Genomic DNA, 23,629 nt, shown 5'->3' on the forward strand with positions numbered 1-23,629 from the left:
CCCCTTAATATTTTTACATAGCCTTATTTTACTTTCTAATGCTTTCACTAATATCATCAAAGAGATTTTTTAATAAATCTAATCCATCTTTATTAATCGAATATTTCATCCATACACCATCACGCCTACTATTTACTAAACCGCTTTCGCTCAATATTTTCATATGATATGAAAGTGTAGGTTGTGTTATATCAAAATCCTCAAGTATATTACAGGCACACAGCTCTCCTTTGGAAAGCATATCAAATATCTTTACTCTTGTCTCATCTGCTAATGCTTTCATGAATAATGTGTATTGTACATAATCCTTATCCAATCTAATCACCTCCATATTAAATCTATTTCTATATAGACATTTATCTATATCCATAATATACCTAGACATAGATAAGTGTCAATATATTTATTAAAAATTTTTAAAATAAATTTTATAATGAGAACACAAAAAACCCTATAGTAGATTTTTAAATTTATCTATTCTATAGGGTAAATTTTAATATATTTAGCTTCTAAATTTATTTACTCTTCTTATCTTTTCTCTTCAATTTCTTTAATAGTATCATTAATAAAGTTTTCCACTGTTACAGCACCTAAATCACCTTTATCTCTAGATCTAACTGCTACTTCTCCTGACTCCACTTCCTTATCTCCAATTACTAACATATACGGAACCCTTGAAAGTTGTGCTTCTCTTATTTTATATCCTATTTTTTCATTTCTTGTATCTACTTCCACGCGGATTCCTTTTTGCTTCATTTCTTTTTCAAGTTTTAATGAATACTCAAGGTGCTTATCTGTAATTGGTAGTATTTTAACTTGAACTGGAGCAAGCCATGTTGGGAACTTACCTGCATAGTGTTCGATTAAAATACCAATAAATCTTTCGATACTTCCAAAAATTACCCTGTGAATCATAATTGGTCTATGTTTCTCACCATCAGCACCCACATAGGATAGGTCAAACCTTTGAGGCATTTGGAAGTCTAATTGAATTGTTCCACATTGCCATGTACGTCCAATACAATCTTCTAAATGGAAATCGATCTTCGGACCATAAAATGCCCCGTCACCTTCATTAATCTTATATGGTAAACCCTTTTCGTCAAGAGCAGCTCTAAGTGAGTTTGTAGCTATTTCCCAATCTTCATCTGATCCCATAGAATCCTCTGGTCTTGTAGATAACTCTATATGATATTTAAAACCAAAAGTATTGTATACATAGTCAACAAAATCTATTACTCCAATTATTTCGTCCTTAATTTGTTCTGGTAGCATAAATAAATGAGCATCATCTTGTGTAAAGCAACGAACCCTCATAAGTCCGTGTAGAGCTCCAGATAATTCATGTCTATGAACTAATCCTAACTCACCCATTCTAATAGGAAGATCCCTATAACTATGTTTTTTTCTATCAAACATCAAAATAGATCCTGGACAGTTCATTGGTTTAACAGCATAATTCATATCATCAATATTTGTAAAATACATATTTTGTTTATAGTGATCCCAGTGTCCTGATTGTTTCCAAAGCTGCTCATTTAAAATAACAGGTGTTTTTATTTCATCATAACCACGTTTTACGTGTTCTGATCTCCAGAAATCCTCTAGTATGTTTCTGATAACCATTCCCTTTGGATGGAAGAACGGAAAACCTGGTCCTTCTTCATTTAAGCTGAATAAATCTAGCTCTTTACCTATTTTTCTATGATCTCTCTTTTTAGCTTCCTCTAATCTATTAAGATATTCTTCTAAATCGGCTTTTTTAGTAAAAGATGTTCCGTAAATTCTTTGAAGCATTTTATTCTTTTCGCTACCTCTCCAGTATGCACCTGCAATATTTAAAAGTTTAATTGCTTTTACTTTTCCTGTAGAAGGCACGTGAGGTCCTGCACAAAGATCTACAAAGTCGCCTTGACGATAGAAGGATATTGTTTCATCCTCTGGTAGATCTTGAATTAATTCCACCTTGTAATCTTCACCTTGTTTTCTAACAAATTCTATTGCTTCATCTCTAGGAAGAACAAATTTTTCCAAAGTTAGATCTTCCTTAACTATTTTTTGCATTTCTTTTTCAATCTTTTTTAAATCCTCTGGTGTAAAAGTATGATCAGAGTCAAAATCATAATAAAATCCATTATCTACAGATGGTCCAATAGCTAGCTTTGTACCTGGGTAAAGTCTTTTAACAGCTTGAGCTAGAATATGAGAACTTGTATGACGTAAAAAGTCTTTTCCATTTTCGTCCTCAAACCTTAAAATATTTAAATTACAATCTTCTTCTATAGTAGTCATTAAGTCAGCACTTTCTCCATTCAGTTCTGCACCTATAGCTACACGTGCAAGCCCTTCACTAATCTGTTTTGCAAAATCTAATATAGATGTTCCCTTCTCTACCTCACGAACTGAACCATCTTTTAGTTTAACCTTTACTTTTGACATAGTTATTCCTCCTGTTCTTTATTTTTATTGTTTTAAACTTTATATAAAAGTTATCTGATACTATTACACTTGAAATATTCCCAAATTTTTATTTTTCTAGAAATCCTCAATAATTAGAAAATTGTTATTTTATAATGTACAATAAAAAAATCCCTCATCCTATTAAAACTAATAGGACGAGAGATATATTCCCGCGGTTCCACCTAAATTGACATTTCCACTTTCGGGACTGTAACGGAGTCACCGGTTATCCTTTCACTATTTAGCTAATAGGTAACAGCTCCGAGGTAGTTTTCAACTATCCATATATAGAAGCACTTTCAGCCATGATGCTTCCTCTCTTAATATTGGGACTAATTTACTTTTCCTCTTCAATGCAATAAAATATTGAGTTATTTTATAATATTTCCATAATTATAATAGTTAATACCAATTTTGTCAAGTTAATTATCAATTTTTTTAAAATATTTGAGGAATACTTGCATTCTGGCAAAAATCACAATACTATAAGATAAGCTGGCTATTGCAACAGCAACAGAAACAGCATAATTTAAAATAATAAAATAATTATACCTTGAAAAATACCAATTATAAAACCAAGTATACCACCTAATACCTCAATATGCTTTAGTTCAGTTTTTGCTATATTAACAACTATTCTCTCTAGTTCTTCCATCTCAAACTCATTTACTTTATCTTCTATCATTTTACTAAGCTCTATGCTAGTAGTAGCCTTTTCAATCATTTTTTCTATAGCCTCTGTAATTATTTTATCGCCTTCTTCATCTATTACATCATTAATATATTTTGAAATCATTCCTTTAAAGGTAGATGGAATAATAGAAGGAAGATGATTTGCAACAATTACTGTTATCTTGTTTTTAAGCAATATTAAAATTTCATCTTTATTATTGCTTTTAACTAATTTATCGATAATTTCTTCTATTGATAATAACTCAGTTTCCACAGTTTGCCCTATACTTCTTGCTATTTCTGCTTTACGTTTTGGTATAAGTCCTTGTATCTTAAAATTAATCAAAGGAATACTAATAGGCTGAAAGGGTCTAAATAACATTTTAATTGCTAACAGATTTGTAATCCAACCTATAACGCCACCTATTATAGCTAATATTAGTAATTGTACGACCATAGTTTTATCTCTCCTATATATACCTTAAATATAAATATAAGTATATGAAAGCATTCTCTCTTATCCAACAAAATAGGATAAAAAAGGATACATTCCTATACTATAGAAAGAATTATATCACGATATAAATATGATGTCCATAATAGACGCAAAAAACCCCCTTTTTGGGGGGATAGGCGTTTATTCCTTATTAGCATTAATTTGCACAGTACACCATTCGCAACTATTACAACAATGTATCCTATCTGGAAATATTTTTTCTAGAGTTTTAATAATTCCACTAGTTTTAAGCACGGATATATTATGGATAAATATTTCCTTAGGTGCGAGAGTTATCAAAGCACTTATAAGTAAATCATCTTGGTTAATATTGCTTTCTGCAAGTTCTACTGCAATACTGCTTATATGGTCATTATTTAAAAGGCAACTATGTTTATCATAAAGTCTAAACTTAGCTTCCTCATCAAAAACCACATTAACTATATCAGATTTAGCTTCTTGAATATCTACAAAGTATTTTAATAGCTTAATAAACTCATTATATTCTTTGTCTACTATAAAATCTTCTACTGCTTTTTCAACAGTTTCATTTAACTCTAGTAAATAATCTTTTAATCTAAATAAGATAAAACCACTTAAATTAATTTGAGTATTACTATTTAAGTAATCAATTAAATGTTGTAGAATTTTAGATTTAGCATTAATAACTTCATCTTTTTGGAAAAATATATCTATATTTTCTTCATTTAATATATCTAAGGAATTTTTATATATTTCTAATCTTTCCTTTACATCGAAATAATAATAATCTGTACTTATTATATGACGGATTAAACTAGGTTCTTCAATATCTTTTATATACTCACAAAGAGCATTAGCTATACAAAATTTAAATATATTTATAAAATCATTAATTGGATAGTTTTTTATATTTTCAGTATCTACACTATAGTTTAAATAATAAAGAGGTTCTATATAGTATATTCTTTCTTCTACATCGATACCTTCGTTATAAAAGGATTCAAGTATCGGTTGTATTTTTTCTTGCACTTTATTTGCACTTCTTTCTGCCAAAATAGCCAGTAAATTCAATTGTCATCACTCCCTTCTGCTGTAATAGTAGTATATGCCTAATCTTTAATACTATTCTAGTGATACGTATTACATAATATTGAAATTAATCCGATAGCTAACAATTCTTATGCTTTTATATACCAAAAAAACAGAGTAAATTTATTCATTTACTCTAGATTCTCTGTAAGTCTCAAATTTTTTTTCAATATCTGGATTTTCTTTTAAAAAACTCAAATAGTTCACTATGCATTCCAATGTCTCTTTACTTATGGTATGCTCTATTTTTTCTGTTTCTTCTAATATTCCTTTAAATACACCTATTGATCTAAGAAAACTTTCTATTATATTGTGACGCATAAGTAACATATTACCTTTTAGTATGCCACTCTCTGTTAAAGTAATTTTCCCATATCTTTCATAATTAACCAGACTTATATCAGCTAATTTCTGCACCATTCGAGTAACCGAAGGAGGTTGTACATTTAATGACTCAGACAACTCATTTATCCTGGTATATCCATTATGCATTGATAATCTATATATCATTTCAACATAATCTTCCATAGAAGGAGTTAACAGACCTTGATCCTTTTTTATATATTCACTAAAAGTAAAGAAGTCTTCTCTCATTATTCCACCTCTTTAAGTAAAAATATTCTTGTAAAATATATGCTTAAATAAATATTTTATGCTAGACAAGTTGCATATATCTGTTAAAATTCATATTTTATATGGAGACCATTAAGTTAGCTTAAGGTAACTTTTTGTAGCTTAAACTAACTTTTGATTATAATTCAAAAGTTCTATAGAATATTCATTATTTATTTAGAGGAGGTTAACTATGAAAGAACAACATATGTACATACAATCTATTTCTCTTTCTAAAATGCCCGTAGGATCTAAAGTTCAGATTTTGAATCTTTTATCTACAGGGCTACCAAGAAGAAGAATGTTAGACTTAGGTCTTATTCCAGGAACAATTATAGAAATTATACGAAAAAGTCCTTTAGGTGATCCAATTGCTTATAATATCCGAGGTGCAATGATTGCCCTAAGAAAAGAAGAGTCAGATCAAATTTTAGTCAAATTAATTAGTTAATTTATTTATAGTAAAGAGTAAAGGAGGAAACATTATGGGATTAACTCATCAATCCTGTGGAAAAGCAGTGCTAAGCGAAAAATTTAATATTAAATTAGGTAGTGATGACGAATTAGTAATTGCATTGGCCGGCAACCCAAATGTGGGAAAAAGTACTGTATTTAACGCCTTAACTGGACTTAACCAACATACAGGCAACTGGCCTGGAAAAACAGTAGCAAATGCTAGGGGAAATTATACTCATAAGGATAAAAAATTTGTTCTTGTTGATCTGCCCGGTACTTATTCACTATTAGCTAATTCAGTAGAAGAGCAAGTTGCAAGGGATTTTATATGCTTTGGTCAACCCAATGCTACCATAGTTGTTACTGATGCCACTTGCCTTGAAAGAAACTTAAATCTAGTTATGCAAGTAATGGAACTAACAGATAAGGTTGTTTTGTGTGTAAATCTTATGGATGAGGCTAAAAGGAAGGGTATTTCAGTAAATATAAAAGGATTAGAAGAAAAACTCGGGATTCCTGTAATAGCTACTACCGCAAGAAATGGATCAGGCCTAAATGAACTAATGGATAGAACTTACAATATTGCCTTAGGAATTGAAAACATATTTCCTAAAACAATTGAATATCCCCAGGAAGTAGAAGAAGAAATCGACAAACTTTCTGAAAGATTGCAAAACATTTTAAAAGATAAATTAAATAGCAGATGGGTAGCATTAAGATTAATTGAAGGAGATACAACAATACTAGATTCAATTGGCAAATTTTTATTCGACTATAATACACAATCTATAGAAAAAGAGGAGGCTTGTATATATGAGTACTAATCAAGACCATAATCAATATAATGCATTAAAAACTTTGCAAAGTGAAATGTATAACGAAGAACAACATAAATTAAAAGATACTATTGTTAGCAGCATATATATACAAGCAGAAAGTATAGCTAACAATGTAATATCCAAGGAAAACCATAAAAAGATTGATTGGGATAAAAAGCTAGATGATATCCTTACTTCAAAGTATACAGGTTTCCCAATAATGTTCTTATTATTAGGGCTTGTATTTTGGTTAACAATAGTTGGCTCTAATTATCCTTCTAAAATGCTTTCAGATATGTTCTTTGGAATAGAAGTACACCTAACCAACTGGTTTATAGCAGCAAATGCCCCAGAATGGCTCCACGGAATATTAATATTGGGTATATATAGGACTCTGGCCTGGGTTATATCCGTAATGCTACCCCCAATGGCAATCTTTTTCCCTTGTTTTACACTGCTAGAAGATCTAGGCTATCTACCCCGTATAGCATTTAACCTAGACAGATTATTTAAAAAAGCTGGTGCCCATGGAAAGCAATCTCTCACTATGAGCATGGGGTTTGGATGTAACGCTGCAGGCGTAATTGCCTGTAGAATTATTGAGTCTCCTAGGGAAAGGCTCATTGCAATGCTTACGAATAATTTTGTTCCATGTAATGGTCGATTTCCAACGTTAATAGCTCTATCAACTATTATTGTTGGTGGCTTAGTTACCAGTCAATTTAGCACTTTAGCCGCATCCTTTTTTGTATCAGTTCTAGTTTTATTTGGTATTGCAATAACATTATTAGTATCTTGGTTACTTTCTAAAACTCTTTTAAAGGGTGTACCCTCTTCATTTACTTTAGAACTTCCACCCTATAGAAAACCACAATTGGGCAGAATAATATATCAATCTCTTATCGATAGAACAATATTTGTACTAGGTAGAGCAGTAGCGATTGCGGCTCCAGCAGGATTAGTAATTTGGTTACTAGCTAACATAAGTGTGGGAGAGCAAAGCATATTAAACCATAGTGCTACTTTTCTTGAGCCCTTCGCAAATTCAATTGGCTTAGATGGTTTTATAATAATGGCATTTATTTTAGGATTTCCAGCAAATGAAATAGTCCTCCCTATTTTAATCATGAGCTATATGGCAGAAGGAGCAATGCTCGAGCTAGATAGCATTCAAGCTATGAAGGAACTTTTCTTTGCCAATGGATGGACCTGGTTAACAGCATTAAACTTTATGCTATTTTCATTACTTCACTTTCCCTGCGGCACCACAGTTTGGACCATAAAAAAAGAAAGTGGTAGCATGAAATGGGCCTTATTTGGTACAGTAATGCCAACTGCTATTGCAATAATCCTTTTATTCGTAATAACCCAATCTACTAGATTGTTAGGATTAGTATAATACATAAAATGATGAGATTTCTAAATCTCATCATTTTTTATCATTATTAATTTTAAATTTAAATTTACCTTTAGTTAGTATACAAAAGGCTCTAACAATTTTTCCCCTATTATCTCCAACATATCAGTCAGGAGAAAAAAGCGATGATATAATATAAATAATCTACATATTTACATTATAATATCATAAAACAAAAGCCGTTATATTACTTTTGTAATATAACGGCTTTCGAGAAAATATTTGGAGGCGACACCCAGATTTGAACTGGGGAATAAAGGTTTTGCTACACGAGAAGAAGCTAAGAAGGCCATATTTGAATATATAGAACTGTTTTATAACAGAAAGAGAAGACATTCTTCACTTGGATATTTATCCCCTTTAGAATATGAAAAACTGAACCTGAGCAAATAGACTATTTATCGAGTCTACCTAATCGGGTTCAGTCCATCCAAAAGTTAGATTTTTTGTCTAACAATTGGGGTGCACTTTATAAGCCCTACCCCAATTCTGTTAACCTATCTTTTTAGAAGAAGAAACCTTCACGTCCACATCCACAAAATAGTACAACAAGTAATAGGAAGAAGAAAAGTAAACTATCTCCTGATCCTTTAAAAATACCACAGTTACAGAAAATTATCACCAATATCAAGAAGAAGAAAAGTAAACTACTTTGCTTTCCCCCAAATAAACCACTTAGACCTAGGTTACCTTCACTCATATATCACACCTCCCTTTTTTTATTTTAAGTACTGATAAATACACAACTTTTTTTCTGCTCTAAAACTATTAGTAGTTGTAATATATATAGTATGAAATGATCTATAAATTGTGATATATCTGTGTAAAAATAAAAAAATAGGGTAGCCGAAGCAGTCTTGCTGATAAGGATGTTTACAAACGAACTTCGTCTTGCAGGCTTTAAAAGCCTGCAAGACGGAGTTCGTTTGTAGATTATCTCAGTGATCTCGCAATCACGAGTCGTTTAGCAGCTATCAGTAAATTGCGCATAATCTTACATGAGTAATAGATTAAAAGCTATATTACACTCTCAATAGTATTTGAATTCCCATATCGTATTAAAAATTACTGGAAGATATTATAACATTTTCAATTGCATCAGCAGCTTTTGAAGCGCCACCGGCCTTTTTAAAGGTGTTGGCTAACTTTTCTGCATTTTGCTTATATAACTTATTATTGAACACCTCATAAACTGCTTCTTTTATAAGCTTTGATTTATTTCCATTAAGTTTAATACCTGCACCAAGCTCCTCTGCACGGGCAGCAACGAGTCCTTGTTCGGAATGTTGAGGAAAAAGCACCATTGGCACGCCACAGTATATGCTTTCATTAACACTATTCATTCCGCAGTGCGTAATAAAAACATCTGCATTCTTAAGAACTTGAATTTGATGTACTCTTGTTTTTATATCAAAATTATTTGGTATTATTCCCAACGATGATATATCTGTTTTATTACCTATCGACATAATGACATCGAAATTACAATCTTTCAGAGCTTTAATGCAATTTTTATAAAACAAGCTATTTTTATTCAAAACAGTTCCGAGAGAAATATAAATAAGCGGTTTTTGTTTTGGTGCAACCTCTACCTCAACATCTGCAATCGATGGTCCAACAAATGTATATTTGTCCGAAAATGTTTCTGACATAGGTTGGAATTCTTTCGATGTATAAACAATAGTATTCGTATCGTTATCATTTTGTATAATCTTTAAAAAATTATCTACATCATAACCATGTTCTTTTAGCATTCGCATTTTTGCATTGATTCTCGGCATTCCTATAAACATACGAAGCATCTCTTTCAAGCCAGATTTCATCATCTTTGCTGTATATTGATTAAAAGCAAAGGTAGTTGTTGAACAAACAAATGGAATCCGAAGCTTTATAGAGAAAAGTTTGCCCCAAAAACATACCGAATCTGAAACAATGCAGTCCGGACTGAATTCTTTTAGTGCTGAACAAACTGCTTTATCAAGACTAACTGTAGTATCAGCGACCATTTCGATCAGTGCTGCAAAATCTTTCCCAACCTTTTTATCAATATCTATGGGTGTTGGAGGAAGAAAAGGGTCACACGAAATATATTTAGCTCCTACTGATTCTATTTTTTCTCTAAATTCTTCAAATGAGTAGTACCATACCTCATGTCCCCTTAGTATCAATTCTCGAACCACCTCTATTGTGGGATTAGTATGTCCATGTGCAGGAATACAAAAAAACACGATCTTACTCATGGTTATCCTCCATTTCAGATAAATCTTCCTCAAAAACTGTTGCCGCCAGTTTTGCGAACATTGACTTTGGGGGAATGGCAATTCCTTTCTTTTTATCGGCAAGTACAATAATTGTATCACCTGGCTTGATATCAAAAATGTCACGAGCTTTCTTTGGTATAACAAATTGTCCTTTTTCCCCAATCTTGACAGTCCATGCATATTTATCATTGTGCTGTTTCATTTTCAACGTGCTCCTTTCAGTATGAAAAGTATGAATTGTATAACTATATTGTACTTGCGCTAAATATAAAAGTCAATTGAAAATAAAAAAGTTGCAAGTGCATATAATACTTGCAACGAACAAAATATAAAATTTATTCATTCTGTACAGCTCATCAACACACAGAAGATTGTTTTTTGATCTAGTATAACATACAGCTGTGAATTTTATCCTATTTCTACTAATCTTCTTGTCATGTTACCGCCAATTTTAATCTGTTCATGTACAAGTGAATTGTTCTTATCTTCAGTAATATTATTTGTAAAACCCAATTCTTCGGCTATTTCAAGTCTCATTTCATTTAATGCCTTTTTACAGATGATATTTATATCCACGTAAAAGAATATATAAAAAATCTACTGCCGATTTATTCAATCAAGCAGTAGAAAAGATAAAATAATACTTTTAAATGCACACTTTTTAAGATTTTTATATCTTAGGTAAGTCCTGTAACCCTGTATTTTTTTGGAGGCGACACCCAGATTTGAACTGGGGAATAAAGGTTTTGCAGACCTCTGCCTTACCACTTGGCTATGCCGCCTTATTTGGTGCCCAGAGGCGGAATCGAACCACCGACACGGGGATTTTCAGTCCCCTGCTCTACCGACTGAGCTATCTGGGCTGGTGGGCGCAACAGGACTTGAACCTGTGACCCCCTGCTTGTAAGGCAGGTGCTCTCCCAGCTGAGCTATGCGCCCAAACGTGATGACAAAATTAAGTATAACATATTTTGTCACTCACTACAAACCCGATAATAAATAAATTTCATTAATTTTAATAAAATACACTGAGTTTTCATATTCTTTCTTGTTTTTTTGCTGTTTTATAGTATTAATTTTTCTGTATCACTTCATCCAGTAACTTTCTTAGTTGTTCTTCGTTGAATTGATATTTTTTATTGCAAAAATGGCATACTAACTCTGCCTTCTTATCCTCTTCAGTTATTTCCCTTAAATCCTTTTCACCAATACTTATTAAAACCTGCTCTAATCTTTCTTCGTTGCAATCGCAGATAAAATCAACTTCATAGGATTCTAAAATAGTAGGCTCCATTTCTCCCAAAATATAATCTAACATTTCTTCTGGAGTTGACTTCTTTTCAATAATAGAAGTAATTGGTTCTAGAGATGCAAGTTTATCTTCTAGCTTTGTTAATGTTTCCTCATCTATACCAGGTAATACTTGAACTATATATCCACCAGCCGCTTTTATTGTATAGTCTACATCGATTAAAACTCCCAATGCTACACCTGATGGTTGTTGTTCTGAGAATGTAAAATATGCGGCAAAATCTTCAGCTATTTCCCCAGTAACTAGTGGATAGGATCCAACATACGGGTCCCTAAGTCCTAAATCTTTAATAACTGTAATACTTCCATCCCTCCCGACAGCACTTCCTACATCTAACTTTCCAGGATATAAATTAGTACTTTCTGTATTAGGATGTGAAACATAGCCTTTAACATTCCCTTTAGAATTTCCTACAACCACAATTGGCCCTAATGGACCTCCACCGTTAATATTAACGGTTATTTTTTCTTTTTCAGACTTTAACATAAGTCCCATAATTGAAGTAGCTGTTAAAGTTCTACCTAATGCGGCAATAGCTACTGGCGATGTTTCATGAAGTTTATGTACCTTATCTATCATTGCTGTTGTATTAGCTACAAAAACCCTTATTTTATTAGATGCAGCTGTTGCTCTTATTATTGTACTTTTCACAAATGTCACCTCTTTTTCAATTCTTATATCGTTATACTCTTTTTTATAGTATATCTATATACAATACAATTTATTATTTTATAAAAAAAACAAGTTGGTAATCCAACCTGTTTTTAGTATTTCACCATGGTATAAAAAGTACTAATCTAAAACTCTATGTAAACCCCTGGGTTTGCAACAACTGTAGATTACATACTCTATTTTAAGTTTGATGAAACAACTTTAATTATGCTCTTGATACGTTAGTAGCTTGAGGTCCTTTTTCTCCTTGAACAATTTCAAATTGAACTGCTTGACCTTCTTCTAATGTTTTGAATCCATCCATAGTAATAGCTGAGTAATGTACGAATACATCATCTCCGTTTTCTCTTGAAATGAATCCATATCCTTTTTCTGAGTTAAACCATTTAACTGTACCTTTTTCCATTAGAAAATTCCTCCTAAAACATTATTGAACCTAGGTTTATGTACCTTTATTCTTTTCCAGTCTATCATACAGCATATTCCATGTCAATATTTTATTATGTTGACTGAATGATACATATATAATATACTGCAACTGATATTGTTGACACTTTTTTATTCTTTATTCATATTTTACTTCTTTGCTACAAAAAATATACGTTCACTATTATCTTTTGGGGGATTAAATGTAAATCCATCATATTCTTTTATATCTTTAAAGTCTAATTGATTTAATATTTTTATAATTTCTTCGACTTTGTATGCTCTTTGAACATGATACTCTTCTTCTTTTCTATAATACTTTCCGTCTTGAATAAAAAAAGTTAAATCCATCTCTATAGTATTACTTCCTTCATCAAAGTAATTTTCCCATAAATAACATAGATCTTCTAAATTTTCACCAAATGTATTATTGCCTAAAATATTTTTAATTTTATAATGAGAGCTAATATCGAAAATAAAAACTCCCCCATCCTCTAGGGCGTTATATACTCCTTGGAATACTTTCATTAAATCATTTATATCAACAATGTAATTTATTCCATCACACATACTCAAAATACAATCAAACTTTTCTTCTAATTCTAAGTCAATCATATCTTGCTCAATAAAAAGTATATTTATATTATTCTCCAATGCCTTATTTTTTGCAATCATAAGCATATCCTTAGATATATCTAACCCTAATATATTGTAGCCTTTCTTTGCAAGTGGAATAGTAACATTTCCAGTTCCACACGCTATCTCTAATATTTTATGTGGTTTATTCCTATTTTGCGCCATAACTTTCTCAACATAATTAGCCCAATCTTCGTAGTCTACATCTTCCATCAATCTATCATAAAGATGAGCAAATCCACAGTACTGATCAACCATTACTTATTTCCCCTTTTTCTTTTGTTTTTTCCTTACTGTCATTAAACCACCAATTCTACCTGTTTCCTTAGCAGTAAGTCCACCCCATCCCAACCGCTTTACCTTATCTATTAGTCCAAGTTCTTCAGCAATTTCATATTTCATCATCATATCAGGGGTAAACTCATCTATATTTCTTGTTAACTTATTCTTTGTCATAAATATCCCTCCATATCCTTATTATGGAATCATCGAAAGAATATTATACAATTAGTCATAAATTCCAAAATATAATTACTAAAATTAAACAATCTATTTAATTAATCGTAATATTATATTTTTTTGTTGATTTTAATATTAATTAGTGGTAAATTAATTTGTGTTGTGATATCAATACTATTTTCCCACTCCCCCTTTTAATATATAAATATATATTAAATGGAGTAATGCAATCTTCCCCTAGATTGCTTACTCAATCGGAAATAAAAGAAGACATGATTTTTTCACGTCTTCTTTTTTTATGCTAAAAAATACTTAAATCTAGCTCCTTTGAAATATCTTTTAATACTCCTATACCCGCAATACTGTTTCCTTTTTCATCTAGAGAAGGTCCTACAACCCCTATGCCCATCCTTCCTGGTACTACAGCCATAATACCTCCACCAACACCACTCTTAGCTGGTATACCAACATTTATAGCAAATTCACCTGATGCATTGTACATACCGCATGTAACCATAAATGCTTTAGCAATTTTAGTATATTCTGGATTAATTAATTGTTCTCCTGTTTCTTTAAGAATACCATTATTACTTAAAAATAAACCTATCCTAGATATATCCTTACAAGTAACCTCTATAGAACACTGTCTAAAGTATACATCTAGATTTCCTTCCACATCTTCGTTAATGACTCCAACATCCTTCATAAAATATGCCATTGCCCTATTCCTATCTCCGGTTTTCTTCTCAGACATATATATTGATTTGTTTATTTCAAGAGTTGGATTTTGTGTAATGAGTTTAAAAAATTTCATAATACGATCTATCTTTTCTTCTGGCGAGTTCCCCTTTATCATAGAAGTAACTGCAATAGCTCCTGCATTAATCATTGGATTAAAAGGTTTAGAAGGTCTCACTATTTCTAATTTCATCATTGAATTAAAGGCATCCCCTGTAGGCTCCATACCTACCTTTTCAAAAATGTAGGCAGGTCCCCAGTCCTCTAATGCCATTATTAGTGTAATTACTTTAGATATACTCTGGATAGTAAATTTATATCCATAGTCTCCTGCTCCAAATTCTTTACCATCCGGCTGGCTAATATAAATTCCTAGGGCATCCTTATTAGCCTTTGTAAGCTCTGGAATATACGTAGGTAGATTTCCATATTGTATTTTATTTCTGTTTTTATCTAATATTTTTTCAAGTTGCGCCTGCATTACTTCACCTTCTATCAATAAGTTTATACAATAGCTTGCAAATTGAATATATAAGATTAAACAGATTTAGTCAACACTTTTTCTAATGAAAACTACCACCATCTATAAACTCTCTCAATATTGAAGTTTTAGGCACATCTTCTTCCTTTTCTAGATTAACAAAATAATTTAGAAACTTTAATAATCGTTTTGCCTCTGCATGATATGGACTGGTTGTGTCAACTTGCCGTAACAATGGTTCTGCATATTTTTTTAGTATGCTTAATTCATAGAATAGTGCCGAATTAAACATAACATCCGCTTCTTCTTGGAAAGGAAAAATATTTTTTTCTTCACCCCTTCTAACAGATTGCCATAGAAATAATGTTCTGTTAGCATCATTAGACCTAAACTTACTATCTCTAACTAACCTTCTAATAAGTCTCGTATCCGTGGTAGGAATACGATTGTGTTCATCAATATTTAACTGGGTCAAAGCACTTATGTATATTTTAAATTTCTTATTTCTAGGTATAGATTCCGTTAGCTTATCATTTAGACAATGGATTCCTTCTAATATTAAAGGTTGATCTTTATTAATTTTAATCTTATTTCCTTTATATTCTCTCTTGCCCAAATGAAAGTTAAATGTAGGAATTTCAACCTCTTCTCCAGCTAATATTCGCTTCAAATCCCTATTAAATAGTTCTAGATCAATAGCATTTAGAGCTTCAAAATCAAACTCACCCTTATCATCTAAAGGTGTATCTTCTCTATTTACAAAATAATCGTCTAGCGAAATAGAAACGGGTTTCAAGCCATTTACTTTTAGTTGAATCTCTAATCTCTTAGAAAATGTAGTTTTTCCAGAAGAAGATGGTCCTGCAATTAAAATCAACTTTTTTTCATCTATATGTTCTGTAATAGTATCTGCAATTTGTGCAATCTTCTTTTCATGTAATGCCTCTGCAATACGAATAAATTCTCCTTCTTTTCTTGTTACTATTAAATCATTTAACGTAGCAACATGATCAATTTCTAAAATTTCTCCCCACTTTTCTGTTTCTCTAAAAACTTTAAATAACTTTGGTTGCTCTTCAAAGTTAGGAATTTGACCATCTGCCTCTTTTATAGGTAATTGTATTATAATACCAGGGCTATAAAATTTTAATTCAAACTTTTTCATATACCTCGTAGAAGGTACCATATATCCATAAAAATAATTTTTTAACCACCCACATTGATATATATTTATATAAGGTTTTTCTCTATACTTCATTAAATTTACTTTTCCCATTTGTCCGTATTCTCTAAAAATATCTATAGCTTCATCTACAGGAATTCTATTTTTTGTTAAAGGAACATCTTCTTCAACAATTTCCTTCATACGATATTCTATACGCTGTGTGTCAGCTTCATCGATTTGCCTTTTATAATGAACCTCACAATATAGACCTTTACTTAACGAATGTTCTACAGAAACTCTACATCCAGAAAATAATTCCATACAAGCTCTTATAAAAATAAAGGACAAGCTTCTTTGGTAGATTCTAGCTCCTATAGGAGAACATTCATTTATAAATTTAATATCACAATCCTCATTCAAGCTATAACTTAATTCTCTTAATTGGTTATCAACAATAGCAGCTACTATCTGATATGGTTCATTTTTTTGAAAATCATAACTAATTTCTTCTAAGGAAATACCTTTTTCATATTGAAAAGAACCTTCATTTTCCAAAGTAACTTTAATAGTACATTGCTCTTTATCTTGAATCATTTATAATCCCCCCATTTTGCTTTTTATGTATTGTATTATAGTATATTAAATATATTATTATTTATATGTGCTAAAACATCCCATGAATACTGCTACCCACTTAACATTATAAATTAACATATTATTAAAGTATCATAATTTTCAATCTAAATCAAAACTCCTATGATATTATACAGAAAAATAGTCCCTGTTCTTAAACAGGGACTATCTGCTATATCATAGGTCTACTTGGGGTAGAGATATTGCTTAGTGCTTCCCCTGCCTCATTTTCATAAATATTTGTTACTGCTAAATCACCGATAGATACCATTCCTACAATTTTGCCATTTTCGATAACCGGTAGTCTTCTTACTTGATTTTCTCCCATTATTCTAGCAGCCTCATGCACATGAGTATCTGGAGTAACAGATACTATTCCTTTAGACATTATATCACTGACACTTGATGTATTATCTAATCCTTCAACTACTCCTCTTAATACGATATCTCTATCTGTAATAATACCTATAGGTTGATCTTGATTATCACATACTGGAATAGATCCTACATTCAATTCCTTCATTTTTTTTGCTACTTCAGTAATAGAAGCATTTGGTAAAGCAGCATAAATCTTATTAGTCATAACATCTCTTACATTCATATATACACCTCCACTTAATATACTTCATATATATGTTGCTCCAATTTCTATTTTTTTATTAGCACCAAAATTAATAACAAAAAAATTCCTAACTAATGTTAGGAATTTAAAATCATTATTTTAATAATCCGATTTTATTAAATGGGAATAATCGAACAAAAGCTTTACCCATAATTACATCAAAATCCACCAAACCTAAAATCTCATCACGACTATCCATACTATTTCCTCTATTATCTCCCATTACAAAAACCTTATTTTCTGGAACGATTATATCTATATCACCCTCAGTATATGTTTCTGGAATATAATCTTCCTCTAACATAGTACCATTAACATAAACTTGACCTTCTTTAATTATCATTTCGTCTCCTGGAACTGCTATAACACGTTTAATTAATAACTTATCCTTACCATTGTCTGTCTTTAAGTTAGATTGAAAAACAACTATATCTCCTCTTTTAGGTGCACTCCTTTTATATAGAAACCTATTGATAATTAAAAAATCATTCTCTTGTAGTGTTGGACTCATGGAATAATTTTTTACAATGGTTGGTTTTACAAAAGTCGTAATTATTAACGCAATAACTAGGGATAATATAATAGTTTTTATCCATTCGATTATTTCATTCTTCATCTTTTGTCCCCCTGTCTGCACTTTAAGAATAAACTTCTTTACCTATTTTATCACTGTGAACGATGGAAATCAACTTTAAAAGCAATTTCATCCACTGTCCACAGGGCAGACATTATATAGATATAAATTCTTCAACAACTTCTATTAAATTTTTTACATTTATATTATTATCAGTATCATCCCAAACTGCTTCTTCATCTATTACTAAAATTAATTGTGGAGCCTCATGAGTTACTTCAAGAACGTCTTCGACGGAGTCAGATACATCAATATCTTCTCTCACATATATTATGGTAAATATAATATCATCATCACTATCTTTAATAAAATTTAAATATTCATCATATGCATCTTCACTATTTTGACTAGACTCATCATGCTTAAAAATAAATACTGGTTTTTTATTTGATCTTCTTAATATTTTTTCTAATTCATCTACAGTAACAATTTTTTTCAATTTACGTGACATTAATTAATCCTCCCTAAATATATTGACTTTGTTATTAATTGTATATTACAGCTTTAATCATATTATAACTTGTAATATAGATATTATGTAATTTACTATTATTTCATTTTTAAATACTTTAATTTTAGATATATATTTACATTGTTTTATATATTACCAATTTTTTTATTATCATATCAATATTGATGATTTTATTTCTTTATGATATTCTAAGGTATATAGATTTTAATGAGGAGCTGATTCAGTTGGAGAGGATAAAAGATTTATTTCATGATTTTTCAGATGTTTTTTTTGCTATAGCTGTAGCCAGTGTAATGTTTGTTGTGCTTTCATGGAACTTAGGAAGTTGGTTTTCTGATTCTTCAAATACTGTATTAGCAGATGAACCAGTTAGTATTACCAAAGACAAAAATAATAATCCCATATCAGAAAATGATGATAAACAAGCTAATATAGAAGAAAATGAAGAAGTTGAAAAAAAAGATAGTGATAAAGATAAAAGTACAACTGAGGGAACAACCGATAATATAGAATCTAAGGAAAACGATATACAATCTGATAATATTATTACATCAGAACAAAAAACAGTGTCTATCCCTAATGGCACACCTGGATCAGGTATTGCAAAAATATTAAAAGAAAACGGATTGATAGATGATACAAAAGACTTTATACAAACGGCTGAAAACTTAAACCTTGCACATAGACTAAAATCTGGTTCATTTGAAATTCCTACTAATGCTACAATAGAAGATATGGTTAAAATTATAGCAGGACAGAAGAAATAAAATTTAGAAACATCTAGTTATTAATATTTTTATAATTCCATACATAACAAAAGGTAGCAGAATTTAAAATTCTACTACCCTTTTTATTTCTCTTCATCCTCTATTCTATTGTATCTATCTTTGCTATCTCGTGTATATTGGTTTAATTTTCTTAAATTGTTAATCCACAGATAAATAACATATGGAATAAAAAACACCATCAAAATTGGAATTCGTGCCATCAAAATAAAGTTAAATAGGCCATGTAAAATCACAGGCATTAATAATGATCTTTTATAATAATATGTTTTTAACCCTGTTTCTTGTGTATATTTACTTAAAGATAAATAGTAGCCCATAGTAACACCGAATAACATATGGGCAGGTACAGATAAGATTCCTCTCATAATTCCAACATAGTAATTTCCTGTATAACGAAAAACAACATACATAATATTCTCTACTGTAGCAAATCCTAAGGCAGCAAACACACTATAAACAATACCATCAAGCTTTTCATTAAAGTTTTTATTATTGTAGGCACCATACAAGACTGCAGATCTTTTGAAAAATTCTTCTGTTAGCCCAGCTACAATAAATGCAGTATAGACTATAGAAAATATCCCCGGAAAAATATTAATCGAAAGTAAAATTCTCTCTACAAACATTACTGGTATTACAGATAATGCCCCCAAGGCAAAAACACGAAATAACAGTGGCAATGGTTCTCTATCATATCTATCAGCCAAATATATACCTATAGCTAAGGCAATAGTCGGTGTAACTGCAATCATTACTAACCTTATAATCATCTAATTCTCCTTCCTGCTTATACTGCTTTTAAAGTGCATTAATTAAATAATCTATTTCATCTAGCATTATTTTTCTTTCTTCATCAGTTGTAGCGGGAATCTCATATAAATTTTTATATAGCATAGTGCTTATACCACAGAATCCTAATATTCCTTCCATCATCACTTTCTCCATGGCGGCAGATATACCTGACTGGTTCATATTCTCTTCACTAGAACCAGATGTAGTAAAAACCATAACTGTCTTATCTGATAATAATCCTTTTACTGTTCCATCTTCTTGTGGAGCATAAGCAAATCCTCGACTAAACACCCGATCAATCCATCCTTTAACAATAGCAGGTTGACCTGCCCACCATACAGGATATATAAATATAATATTTTTAGCCCACTCAATATCACTATGCTCTATTGCTATATCATCAGTTACAGTAGAATTTCTCATTCTTGCGAAATCATTCATAGTTAAAATAGGATTAAAATTTAATTGATATAAATTTTTAGAAATAAATTTATATTGTTTTTCTTTAAGCTTATTTTCTATAGCTTTTAATATAGCTCCATTAAAACTATCTGGATTTGGATGGCCAAAAATAATTAGCGTATTTGTATTTTTCATAAAAAACCTCCTAATTCTTATTTAGATTTAGTATGTTTCATTTTATTTAAAATTACCCATAAAAAAAGATGATCTTTTTTAGATCACCCTTATTTCTTTCTGTATACTTAACCCAAAGAGATGATTTCTTTTATTTGTACTATTGCTATAATAATAAATAAAATACCTGTAAAAATTAAAGGTGTAAATTCGACTCCTTTTACTTCTACCTTTGTCTCCTCACTACATACTTTTGAATTTAATTCAACACGATCTTTTTTTATAATCTTAACAAGTTGATAAGCAATTAGCACGGTTACTGCAGAAATAACTCCAAACACAATAGTACTGCTTAACATAGCTATAGACGTCGGTAGTTCCACAGCAGCTTCGCTAGCTGTATCCATCTCTGGAAGAAGCTCAGAAACTAAATTTAATATAAACCCTAAAGTAACAGCAAACCCATTATTAACTATATGTCCAATCATGCCAGCAAAAATAGAGTTTGTTTCTACAACTAAATACCCAAAAACTAAACCTAGTACTATTGGACCCATTAAATTATATAAGTTAAAATGAAAAAATCCAAATAAAACTGCTGATAAAATAATTGCTCTTTTCTTTCCCATTCTTTCGTAACCAGATAAAATAAATCCTCTAAAAAATACTTCTTCGCAAATACCTGCTGATATAGATATAACAAACATAAGTATTAAATATTCACTACTACTTGTAGCAGTAGGTAATTGTGGTATGTTTAGATTTCCTATTAGACTCATTATAGTCATTAGTAATGTATTTGCAAAAACTGCCGCTGGATAAGTTAAAATAGTGATACAAGCCACTAAGAATCCATGTTTAAAACTTATTTTATTTAGTTTAAGAGTTTCCTTTATGTTTAGTTTTTTTGCTTTGATGTAGATTATAGGCGGTAAAAGTATAATAACATATTGTGTAATTATTAATCCACTTTGCAGACTTCTTCTTTGAACATAAGCCCCTAAGGTCCAAAACAATATAGCCCCAATAAGATATAATAGATTTGCATCTAATACCTTTAACCTTTTTTTATTTAACATATCATTCATAATATTTTATTCTCTCCTTTATTTATTAATCTACTAATCCACCTATTTATTTTATTATATTACTAAATACTTGTACTCCATACATTAAAACTATTTTTTTACGATTAAAACATTTATGCATAGCATAAAGCACCTCTTTTTTAAGAAGTGCTTTATTTCATATTCTTCTATCTATCTTTATCAGTTACAACGAATACATAAGGAATATTGCGGTAATAATCTCCATAGTTTAATCCATAACCTACAACAAATTTATCTGGAATAGTAAATCCTACATAATCTGGATCAATTTCTACTTTCCTACGTTCTGGTTTGTCTAATAATACACAACATTTTACACTAACAGGATTTTTTGTTTTTAAATGGTCCATTACATATTTCATAGTTAAGCCTGAGTCTGTAATATCATCTACTACTAGTACATGGTAATCCTCTAAATTTTCTTTTATATCATTAACAATTTTTACTGAGCCACTGCTTTCTGTTCCATGACCATAACTAGATGTTGTCATAAAGTCTATTTTAACTGGAATATCAAATTTTCTTACTAAGTCTGCCGTAAAAACAAAACTACCTCTAAGTAATGAAACAACATATAATTTTTTATCCCTATAAGCATCAGAAATTTCTTGTCCTAATTCCTTAAGTCTATTTGAAATGTCTTCTTCTGAACAAAGTACTTCCCATACCTTTTTATCTATGTCCATTAACTTTCCCTCCAATAAAACCATATTATTAACATTTTAATGCAAATAAAAATCCTTGTCAAATATTCCTACAATAAGTATTAGATTTTTATATGTTAATTATTTTATAAAATTTTATTTGTTTTAACTTTAATTGATTATGCTTATTGTTTTTTTAGCTGGATTAATATTTCCTTAATCTCTTTTAATAAAACAATAACCTTATTTATAGAGTATTGTATAGATATTAATATAATAAATAAAATCAGGATTGGTACGATGTATTTAGTCATTTTAATACCTCCTTCCAAATGATTATATTATTTATTCTATTATTTGAAAAGTTTTTAATAAAAAATTCTTATTCTAATATAAAAACGAAGAAGAACACACCATCCTAAGGGATAGTGTGTTCTTCTTCATTTTCATTAACTTTTTCCATTTTAGAAATAGAAACCTCATATGCAATTTTATTTAGAACATTTCCATCTGAGAATTTCTTTTGATATTGCCTACTTTGTATCCGTCCCCAAATTCGAATTTGATCTCCAACATTTAACTTAGAAGAAAACCTTGCATTTCTTCCCCAAGCTATTGTTGGTATGTAGTCGGACTTATTATAAAGTCTATTTACCGCAATTAGCAGGTCTGTAATTTCCCTGCCAAAAGGTGTTTCTCTATAGACCGGAGCCTTGCAAATATATCCTTCTAAGAAAATCTCATTAGGATTCTTTAATTCTTCCTCACCTTCAAAAGGAATAATATCCCTAGCAAATATAGTTAATACTAGACGGTTACTACCATCTATAAATTTGTTATAGGACCTTAACTGTCCCTCTATCCTAATCATATCCCCATCTTCTAAGTCTAGCCCTACCAATAACCTTTCTGATACTGTTAAAGGTAGTTGATCTACTGCATCACTTAGTCGAGGTATTTCTATATTATATGTATAAAATCCCTCTCCATAAATCTCATGACTAAACTCTTTTTCTCCAACAACCTTTCCCACTATTGTTACAACATTCGTATCCATAAGATGATCAAGTGTCATCTTACCCCACTCTCCCTTCTATTCTTATGTTTATAATATTTTTGGACTAATCTATAAACATGTTTATTCAGAGTGGGACTAAATTATGTTTTCTTTAGTGAAAAATAATACTAAATTTTTAATGACTAAAAA

At 30.6% G+C, this 23,629-nt stretch carries 28 protein-coding genes, 3 tRNA genes, 1 pseudogene and 1 other annotated feature; of the genes and pseudogenes, 5 read left to right on the forward strand and 27 right to left on the reverse strand.

The features are described 5' to 3' along the window. Positions 1-28: 28 nt before the first annotated feature. From KQI88_RS11380 to KQI88_RS11400, 5 genes are all read right to left on the reverse strand, one after another. A complete protein-coding gene (locus KQI88_RS11380) occupies positions 29-316 on the reverse strand; it encodes an ArsR/SmtB family transcription factor (protein ID WP_246579264.1) in 288 nt (95 codons plus the stop codon). 212 nt (positions 317-528) lie between these two features. Next, a complete protein-coding gene (gene thrS, locus KQI88_RS11385) occupies positions 529-2,439 on the reverse strand; it encodes a threonine--tRNA ligase (RefSeq protein ID WP_216417413.1) in 1,911 nt (636 codons plus the stop codon). Between the two features lie 169 nt (positions 2,440-2,608). Beyond that, positions 2,609-2,823, reverse strand: a binding site (T-box leader). 166 nt (positions 2,824-2,989) lie between these two features. Beyond that, positions 2,990-3,589, reverse strand: coding sequence for a DUF445 domain-containing protein (locus KQI88_RS11390; protein WP_216417414.1), 600 nt, complete (start codon positions 3,587-3,589; stop codon positions 2,990-2,992). 180 nt (positions 3,590-3,769) lie between these two features. Then, a complete protein-coding gene (gene ytxC / locus KQI88_RS11395; RefSeq protein WP_216417415.1) occupies positions 3,770-4,681 on the reverse strand; it encodes a putative sporulation protein YtxC in 912 nt (303 codons plus the stop codon). 141 nt (positions 4,682-4,822) lie between these two features. Then, positions 4,823-5,293 (reverse strand): metal-dependent transcriptional regulator, encoded by a 471-nt coding sequence (locus tag KQI88_RS11400; RefSeq protein ID WP_246579265.1) that lies wholly within the window; start codon positions 5,291-5,293, stop codon positions 4,823-4,825. A 211-nt stretch (positions 5,294-5,504) separates the two neighbouring features. Here KQI88_RS11400 and KQI88_RS11405 point away from each other — a divergent pair, with 211 nt between their 5' ends. The 4 genes and pseudogenes from KQI88_RS11405 to KQI88_RS11420 form a co-directional block, all read left to right on the forward strand. Beyond that, a complete protein-coding gene (locus tag KQI88_RS11405) occupies positions 5,505-5,762 on the forward strand; it encodes a FeoA family protein (RefSeq protein ID WP_246579266.1) in 258 nt (85 codons plus the stop codon). A 34-nt stretch (positions 5,763-5,796) separates the two neighbouring features. Beyond that, positions 5,797-6,591 (forward strand): FeoB small GTPase domain-containing protein, encoded by a 795-nt coding sequence (locus KQI88_RS11410; protein ID WP_216417416.1) that lies wholly within the window; start codon positions 5,797-5,799, stop codon positions 6,589-6,591. After that, a complete protein-coding gene (locus KQI88_RS11415; RefSeq protein WP_216417417.1) occupies positions 6,581-7,984 on the forward strand; it encodes a nucleoside recognition domain-containing protein in 1,404 nt (467 codons plus the stop codon). The genes KQI88_RS11410 and KQI88_RS11415 overlap by 11 nt, the downstream gene beginning before the upstream one ends. 279 nt (positions 7,985-8,263) lie before the next feature. Next, positions 8,264-8,395 (forward strand): annotated as a pseudogene (locus tag KQI88_RS11420) (IS3 family transposase); the annotation flags it as partial. A gap of 112 nt (positions 8,396-8,507) precedes the next feature. Here the strand turns inward: KQI88_RS11420 and KQI88_RS11425 are convergent. The 16 genes from KQI88_RS11425 to KQI88_RS11500 all read right to left on the reverse strand — a co-directional run bounded on the left by KQI88_RS11425 (position 8,508) and on the right by KQI88_RS11500 (position 18,492). Beyond that, the gene (locus KQI88_RS11425) at positions 8,508-8,702 is read right to left on the reverse strand and encodes a hypothetical protein (protein ID WP_216417418.1); all 195 of its coding nucleotides are present in this window, start codon (positions 8,700-8,702) and stop codon (positions 8,508-8,510) included. A gap of 358 nt (positions 8,703-9,060) precedes the next feature. Then, the gene (locus KQI88_RS11430; protein WP_216417419.1) at positions 9,061-10,242 is read right to left on the reverse strand and encodes a macrolide family glycosyltransferase; all 1,182 of its coding nucleotides are present in this window, start codon (positions 10,240-10,242) and stop codon (positions 9,061-9,063) included. Continuing rightward, positions 10,235-10,465 carry an AbrB/MazE/SpoVT family DNA-binding domain-containing protein gene (locus tag KQI88_RS11435; RefSeq protein WP_216417420.1) on the reverse strand — a complete coding sequence of 77 codons (231 nt, stop codon included), beginning with the start codon at positions 10,463-10,465 and terminating at the stop codon, positions 10,235-10,237. Before KQI88_RS11435 ends, KQI88_RS11430 begins: the two co-directional genes overlap by 8 nt. Before the next feature lie 206 nt (positions 10,466-10,671). Continuing rightward, positions 10,672-10,839, reverse strand: a complete 168-nt coding sequence (locus tag KQI88_RS18595) for a small, acid-soluble spore protein, alpha/beta type (protein ID WP_334300606.1) — start codon at positions 10,837-10,839, stop codon at positions 10,672-10,674. 131 nt (positions 10,840-10,970) lie between these two features. Next, positions 10,971-11,045, reverse strand: a tRNA-Cys gene (locus tag KQI88_RS11445). Positions 11,046-11,050: 5 nt separating this feature from the next. After that, a tRNA-Phe gene (locus KQI88_RS11450) sits at positions 11,051-11,126 on the reverse strand. Beyond that, positions 11,127-11,202: transfer RNA gene (locus tag KQI88_RS11455), tRNA-Val, on the reverse strand. Between the two features lie 133 nt (positions 11,203-11,335). Continuing rightward, entirely contained in the window at positions 11,336-12,226 is an 891-nt protein-coding gene (gene hslO, locus KQI88_RS11460) for an Hsp33 family molecular chaperone HslO (RefSeq protein WP_216417425.1), read from the reverse strand. A 226-nt stretch (positions 12,227-12,452) separates the two neighbouring features. Next, entirely contained in the window at positions 12,453-12,653 is a 201-nt protein-coding gene (locus tag KQI88_RS11465; protein WP_216417426.1) for a cold-shock protein, read from the reverse strand. A 170-nt stretch (positions 12,654-12,823) separates the two neighbouring features. Continuing rightward, positions 12,824-13,567: a class I SAM-dependent DNA methyltransferase gene (locus KQI88_RS11470; RefSeq protein WP_216417427.1), complete on the reverse strand. Its 744-nt coding sequence runs from the start codon at positions 13,565-13,567 to the stop codon at positions 12,824-12,826. Between the two features lie 3 nt (positions 13,568-13,570). Then, positions 13,571-13,765 carry a small, acid-soluble spore protein, alpha/beta type gene (locus tag KQI88_RS11475; RefSeq protein ID WP_212376642.1) on the reverse strand — a complete coding sequence of 65 codons (195 nt, stop codon included), beginning with the start codon at positions 13,763-13,765 and terminating at the stop codon, positions 13,571-13,573. A 304-nt stretch (positions 13,766-14,069) separates the two neighbouring features. Further along, entirely contained in the window at positions 14,070-14,987 is a 918-nt protein-coding gene (gene glsA, locus KQI88_RS11480) for a glutaminase A (protein ID WP_216417429.1), read from the reverse strand. 82 nt (positions 14,988-15,069) lie between these two features. Beyond that, positions 15,070-16,746, reverse strand: a complete 1,677-nt coding sequence (locus KQI88_RS11485; protein WP_216417430.1) for a nucleoside kinase — start codon at positions 16,744-16,746, stop codon at positions 15,070-15,072. Between the two features lie 211 nt (positions 16,747-16,957). Next, positions 16,958-17,386, reverse strand: a complete 429-nt coding sequence (locus tag KQI88_RS11490) for a CBS domain-containing protein (protein WP_216417432.1) — start codon at positions 17,384-17,386, stop codon at positions 16,958-16,960. A gap of 115 nt (positions 17,387-17,501) precedes the next feature. Next, complete coding sequence (gene lepB / locus KQI88_RS11495; protein ID WP_216417434.1) at positions 17,502-18,023, reverse strand: signal peptidase I; 522 nt, start codon at positions 18,021-18,023, stop codon at positions 17,502-17,504. Between the two features lie 112 nt (positions 18,024-18,135). Beyond that, the gene (locus KQI88_RS11500) at positions 18,136-18,492 is read right to left on the reverse strand and encodes a monothiol bacilliredoxin BrxC family protein (RefSeq protein WP_216417437.1); all 357 of its coding nucleotides are present in this window, start codon (positions 18,490-18,492) and stop codon (positions 18,136-18,138) included. A gap of 245 nt (positions 18,493-18,737) precedes the next feature. Between KQI88_RS11500 and KQI88_RS11505 the strand changes: the two genes are divergently transcribed. Then, positions 18,738-19,280 carry a hypothetical protein gene (locus KQI88_RS11505; RefSeq protein ID WP_216417438.1) on the forward strand — a complete coding sequence of 181 codons (543 nt, stop codon included), beginning with the start codon at positions 18,738-18,740 and terminating at the stop codon, positions 19,278-19,280. A gap of 83 nt (positions 19,281-19,363) precedes the next feature. Here the strand turns inward: KQI88_RS11505 and KQI88_RS11510 are convergent, their stop codons facing one another. The 6 genes from KQI88_RS11510 to KQI88_RS11530 all read right to left on the reverse strand — a co-directional run bounded on the left by KQI88_RS11510 (position 19,364) and on the right by KQI88_RS11530 (position 23,497). Next, entirely contained in the window at positions 19,364-20,071 is a 708-nt protein-coding gene (locus KQI88_RS11510) for a PrsW family intramembrane metalloprotease (RefSeq protein WP_216417441.1), read from the reverse strand. Positions 20,072-20,099: 28 nt separating this feature from the next. Further along, positions 20,100-20,690 carry an NAD(P)H-dependent oxidoreductase gene (locus KQI88_RS11515; protein ID WP_216417442.1) on the reverse strand — a complete coding sequence of 197 codons (591 nt, stop codon included), beginning with the start codon at positions 20,688-20,690 and terminating at the stop codon, positions 20,100-20,102. Positions 20,691-20,797: 107 nt separating this feature from the next. Beyond that, complete coding sequence (locus tag KQI88_RS11520) at positions 20,798-21,757, reverse strand: type II CAAX endopeptidase family protein (RefSeq protein WP_246579267.1); 960 nt, start codon at positions 21,755-21,757, stop codon at positions 20,798-20,800. A 167-nt stretch (positions 21,758-21,924) separates the two neighbouring features. After that, a complete protein-coding gene (gene hpt / locus KQI88_RS11525) occupies positions 21,925-22,464 on the reverse strand; it encodes a hypoxanthine phosphoribosyltransferase (RefSeq protein ID WP_216417444.1) in 540 nt (179 codons plus the stop codon). A 143-nt stretch (positions 22,465-22,607) separates the two neighbouring features. Beyond that, positions 22,608-22,736: a hypothetical protein gene (locus KQI88_RS18350; RefSeq protein ID WP_281417562.1), complete on the reverse strand. Its 129-nt coding sequence runs from the start codon at positions 22,734-22,736 to the stop codon at positions 22,608-22,610. A gap of 104 nt (positions 22,737-22,840) precedes the next feature. Continuing rightward, the gene (locus KQI88_RS11530) at positions 22,841-23,497 is read right to left on the reverse strand and encodes a single-stranded DNA-binding protein (protein ID WP_216417446.1); all 657 of its coding nucleotides are present in this window, start codon (positions 23,495-23,497) and stop codon (positions 22,841-22,843) included. Between the last annotated feature and the right edge of the window lie 132 nt (positions 23,498-23,629).

Source organism: Alkaliphilus flagellatus (assembly GCF_018919215.1).
GTDB classification, from domain to species: Bacteria; Bacillota; Clostridia; order Peptostreptococcales; family Natronincolaceae; genus Alkaliphilus_B; species Alkaliphilus_B flagellatus.

Excerpts from the sequence above, each read along its gene's own strand:
- KQI88_RS11530 (WP_216417446.1), bottom strand. The coding sequence starts at position 23,497 with ATGACACTTGATCATCTTATGGATACGAATGTTGTAACAATAGTGGGA.
- KQI88_RS11490 (WP_216417432.1), bottom strand. The coding sequence starts at position 17,386 with ATGAATGTAAGAGATGTTATGACTAATAAGATTTATGCTGCTTTACCA.
- KQI88_RS11510 (WP_216417441.1), bottom strand. The coding sequence starts at position 20,071 with ATGATTATAAGGTTAGTAATGATTGCAGTTACACCGACTATTGCCTTA.
- KQI88_RS11475 (WP_212376642.1), bottom strand. The coding sequence starts at position 13,765 with ATGACAAAGAATAAGTTAACAAGAAATATAGATGAGTTTACCCCTGAT.
- KQI88_RS11410 (WP_216417416.1), top strand. The coding sequence starts at position 5,797 with ATGGGATTAACTCATCAATCCTGTGGAAAAGCAGTGCTAAGCGAAAAA.
- thrS (WP_216417413.1), bottom strand. The coding sequence starts at position 2,439 with ATGTCAAAAGTAAAGGTTAAACTAAAAGATGGTTCAGTTCGTGAGGTA.
- KQI88_RS11430 (WP_216417419.1), bottom strand. The coding sequence starts at position 10,242 with ATGAGTAAGATCGTGTTTTTTTGTATTCCTGCACATGGACATACTAAT.
- KQI88_RS11390 (WP_216417414.1), bottom strand. The coding sequence starts at position 3,589 with ATGGTCGTACAATTACTAATATTAGCTATAATAGGTGGCGTTATAGGT.
- KQI88_RS11485 (WP_216417430.1), bottom strand. The coding sequence starts at position 16,746 with ATGATTCAAGATAAAGAGCAATGTACTATTAAAGTTACTTTGGAAAAT.
- KQI88_RS11515 (WP_216417442.1), bottom strand. The coding sequence starts at position 20,690 with ATGAAAAATACAAATACGCTAATTATTTTTGGCCATCCAAATCCAGAT.
- glsA (WP_216417429.1), bottom strand. The coding sequence starts at position 14,987 with ATGCAGGCGCAACTTGAAAAAATATTAGATAAAAACAGAAATAAAATA.
- KQI88_RS11400 (WP_246579265.1), bottom strand. The coding sequence starts at position 5,293 with ATGAGAGAAGACTTCTTTACTTTTAGTGAATATATAAAAAAGGATCAA.
- KQI88_RS11425 (WP_216417418.1), bottom strand. The coding sequence starts at position 8,702 with ATGAGTGAAGGTAACCTAGGTCTAAGTGGTTTATTTGGGGGAAAGCAA.
- KQI88_RS11500 (WP_216417437.1), bottom strand. The coding sequence starts at position 18,492 with ATGTCACGTAAATTGAAAAAAATTGTTACTGTAGATGAATTAGAAAAA.
- lepB (WP_216417434.1), bottom strand. The coding sequence starts at position 18,023 with ATGAAGAATGAAATAATCGAATGGATAAAAACTATTATATTATCCCTA.
- KQI88_RS11405 (WP_246579266.1), top strand. The coding sequence starts at position 5,505 with ATGAAAGAACAACATATGTACATACAATCTATTTCTCTTTCTAAAATG.
- KQI88_RS11465 (WP_216417426.1), bottom strand. The coding sequence starts at position 12,653 with ATGGAAAAAGGTACAGTTAAATGGTTTAACTCAGAAAAAGGATATGGA.
- KQI88_RS11470 (WP_216417427.1), bottom strand. The coding sequence starts at position 13,567 with ATGGTTGATCAGTACTGTGGATTTGCTCATCTTTATGATAGATTGATG.
- KQI88_RS11520 (WP_246579267.1), bottom strand. The coding sequence starts at position 21,757 with ATGAATGATATGTTAAATAAAAAAAGGTTAAAGGTATTAGATGCAAAT.
- KQI88_RS18350 (WP_281417562.1), bottom strand. The coding sequence starts at position 22,736 with ATGACTAAATACATCGTACCAATCCTGATTTTATTTATTATATTAATA.
- KQI88_RS11415 (WP_216417417.1), top strand. The coding sequence starts at position 6,581 with ATGAGTACTAATCAAGACCATAATCAATATAATGCATTAAAAACTTTG.
- KQI88_RS11435 (WP_216417420.1), bottom strand. The coding sequence starts at position 10,465 with ATGAAACAGCACAATGATAAATATGCATGGACTGTCAAGATTGGGGAA.
- hpt (WP_216417444.1), bottom strand. The coding sequence starts at position 22,464 with ATGGACATAGATAAAAAGGTATGGGAAGTACTTTGTTCAGAAGAAGAC.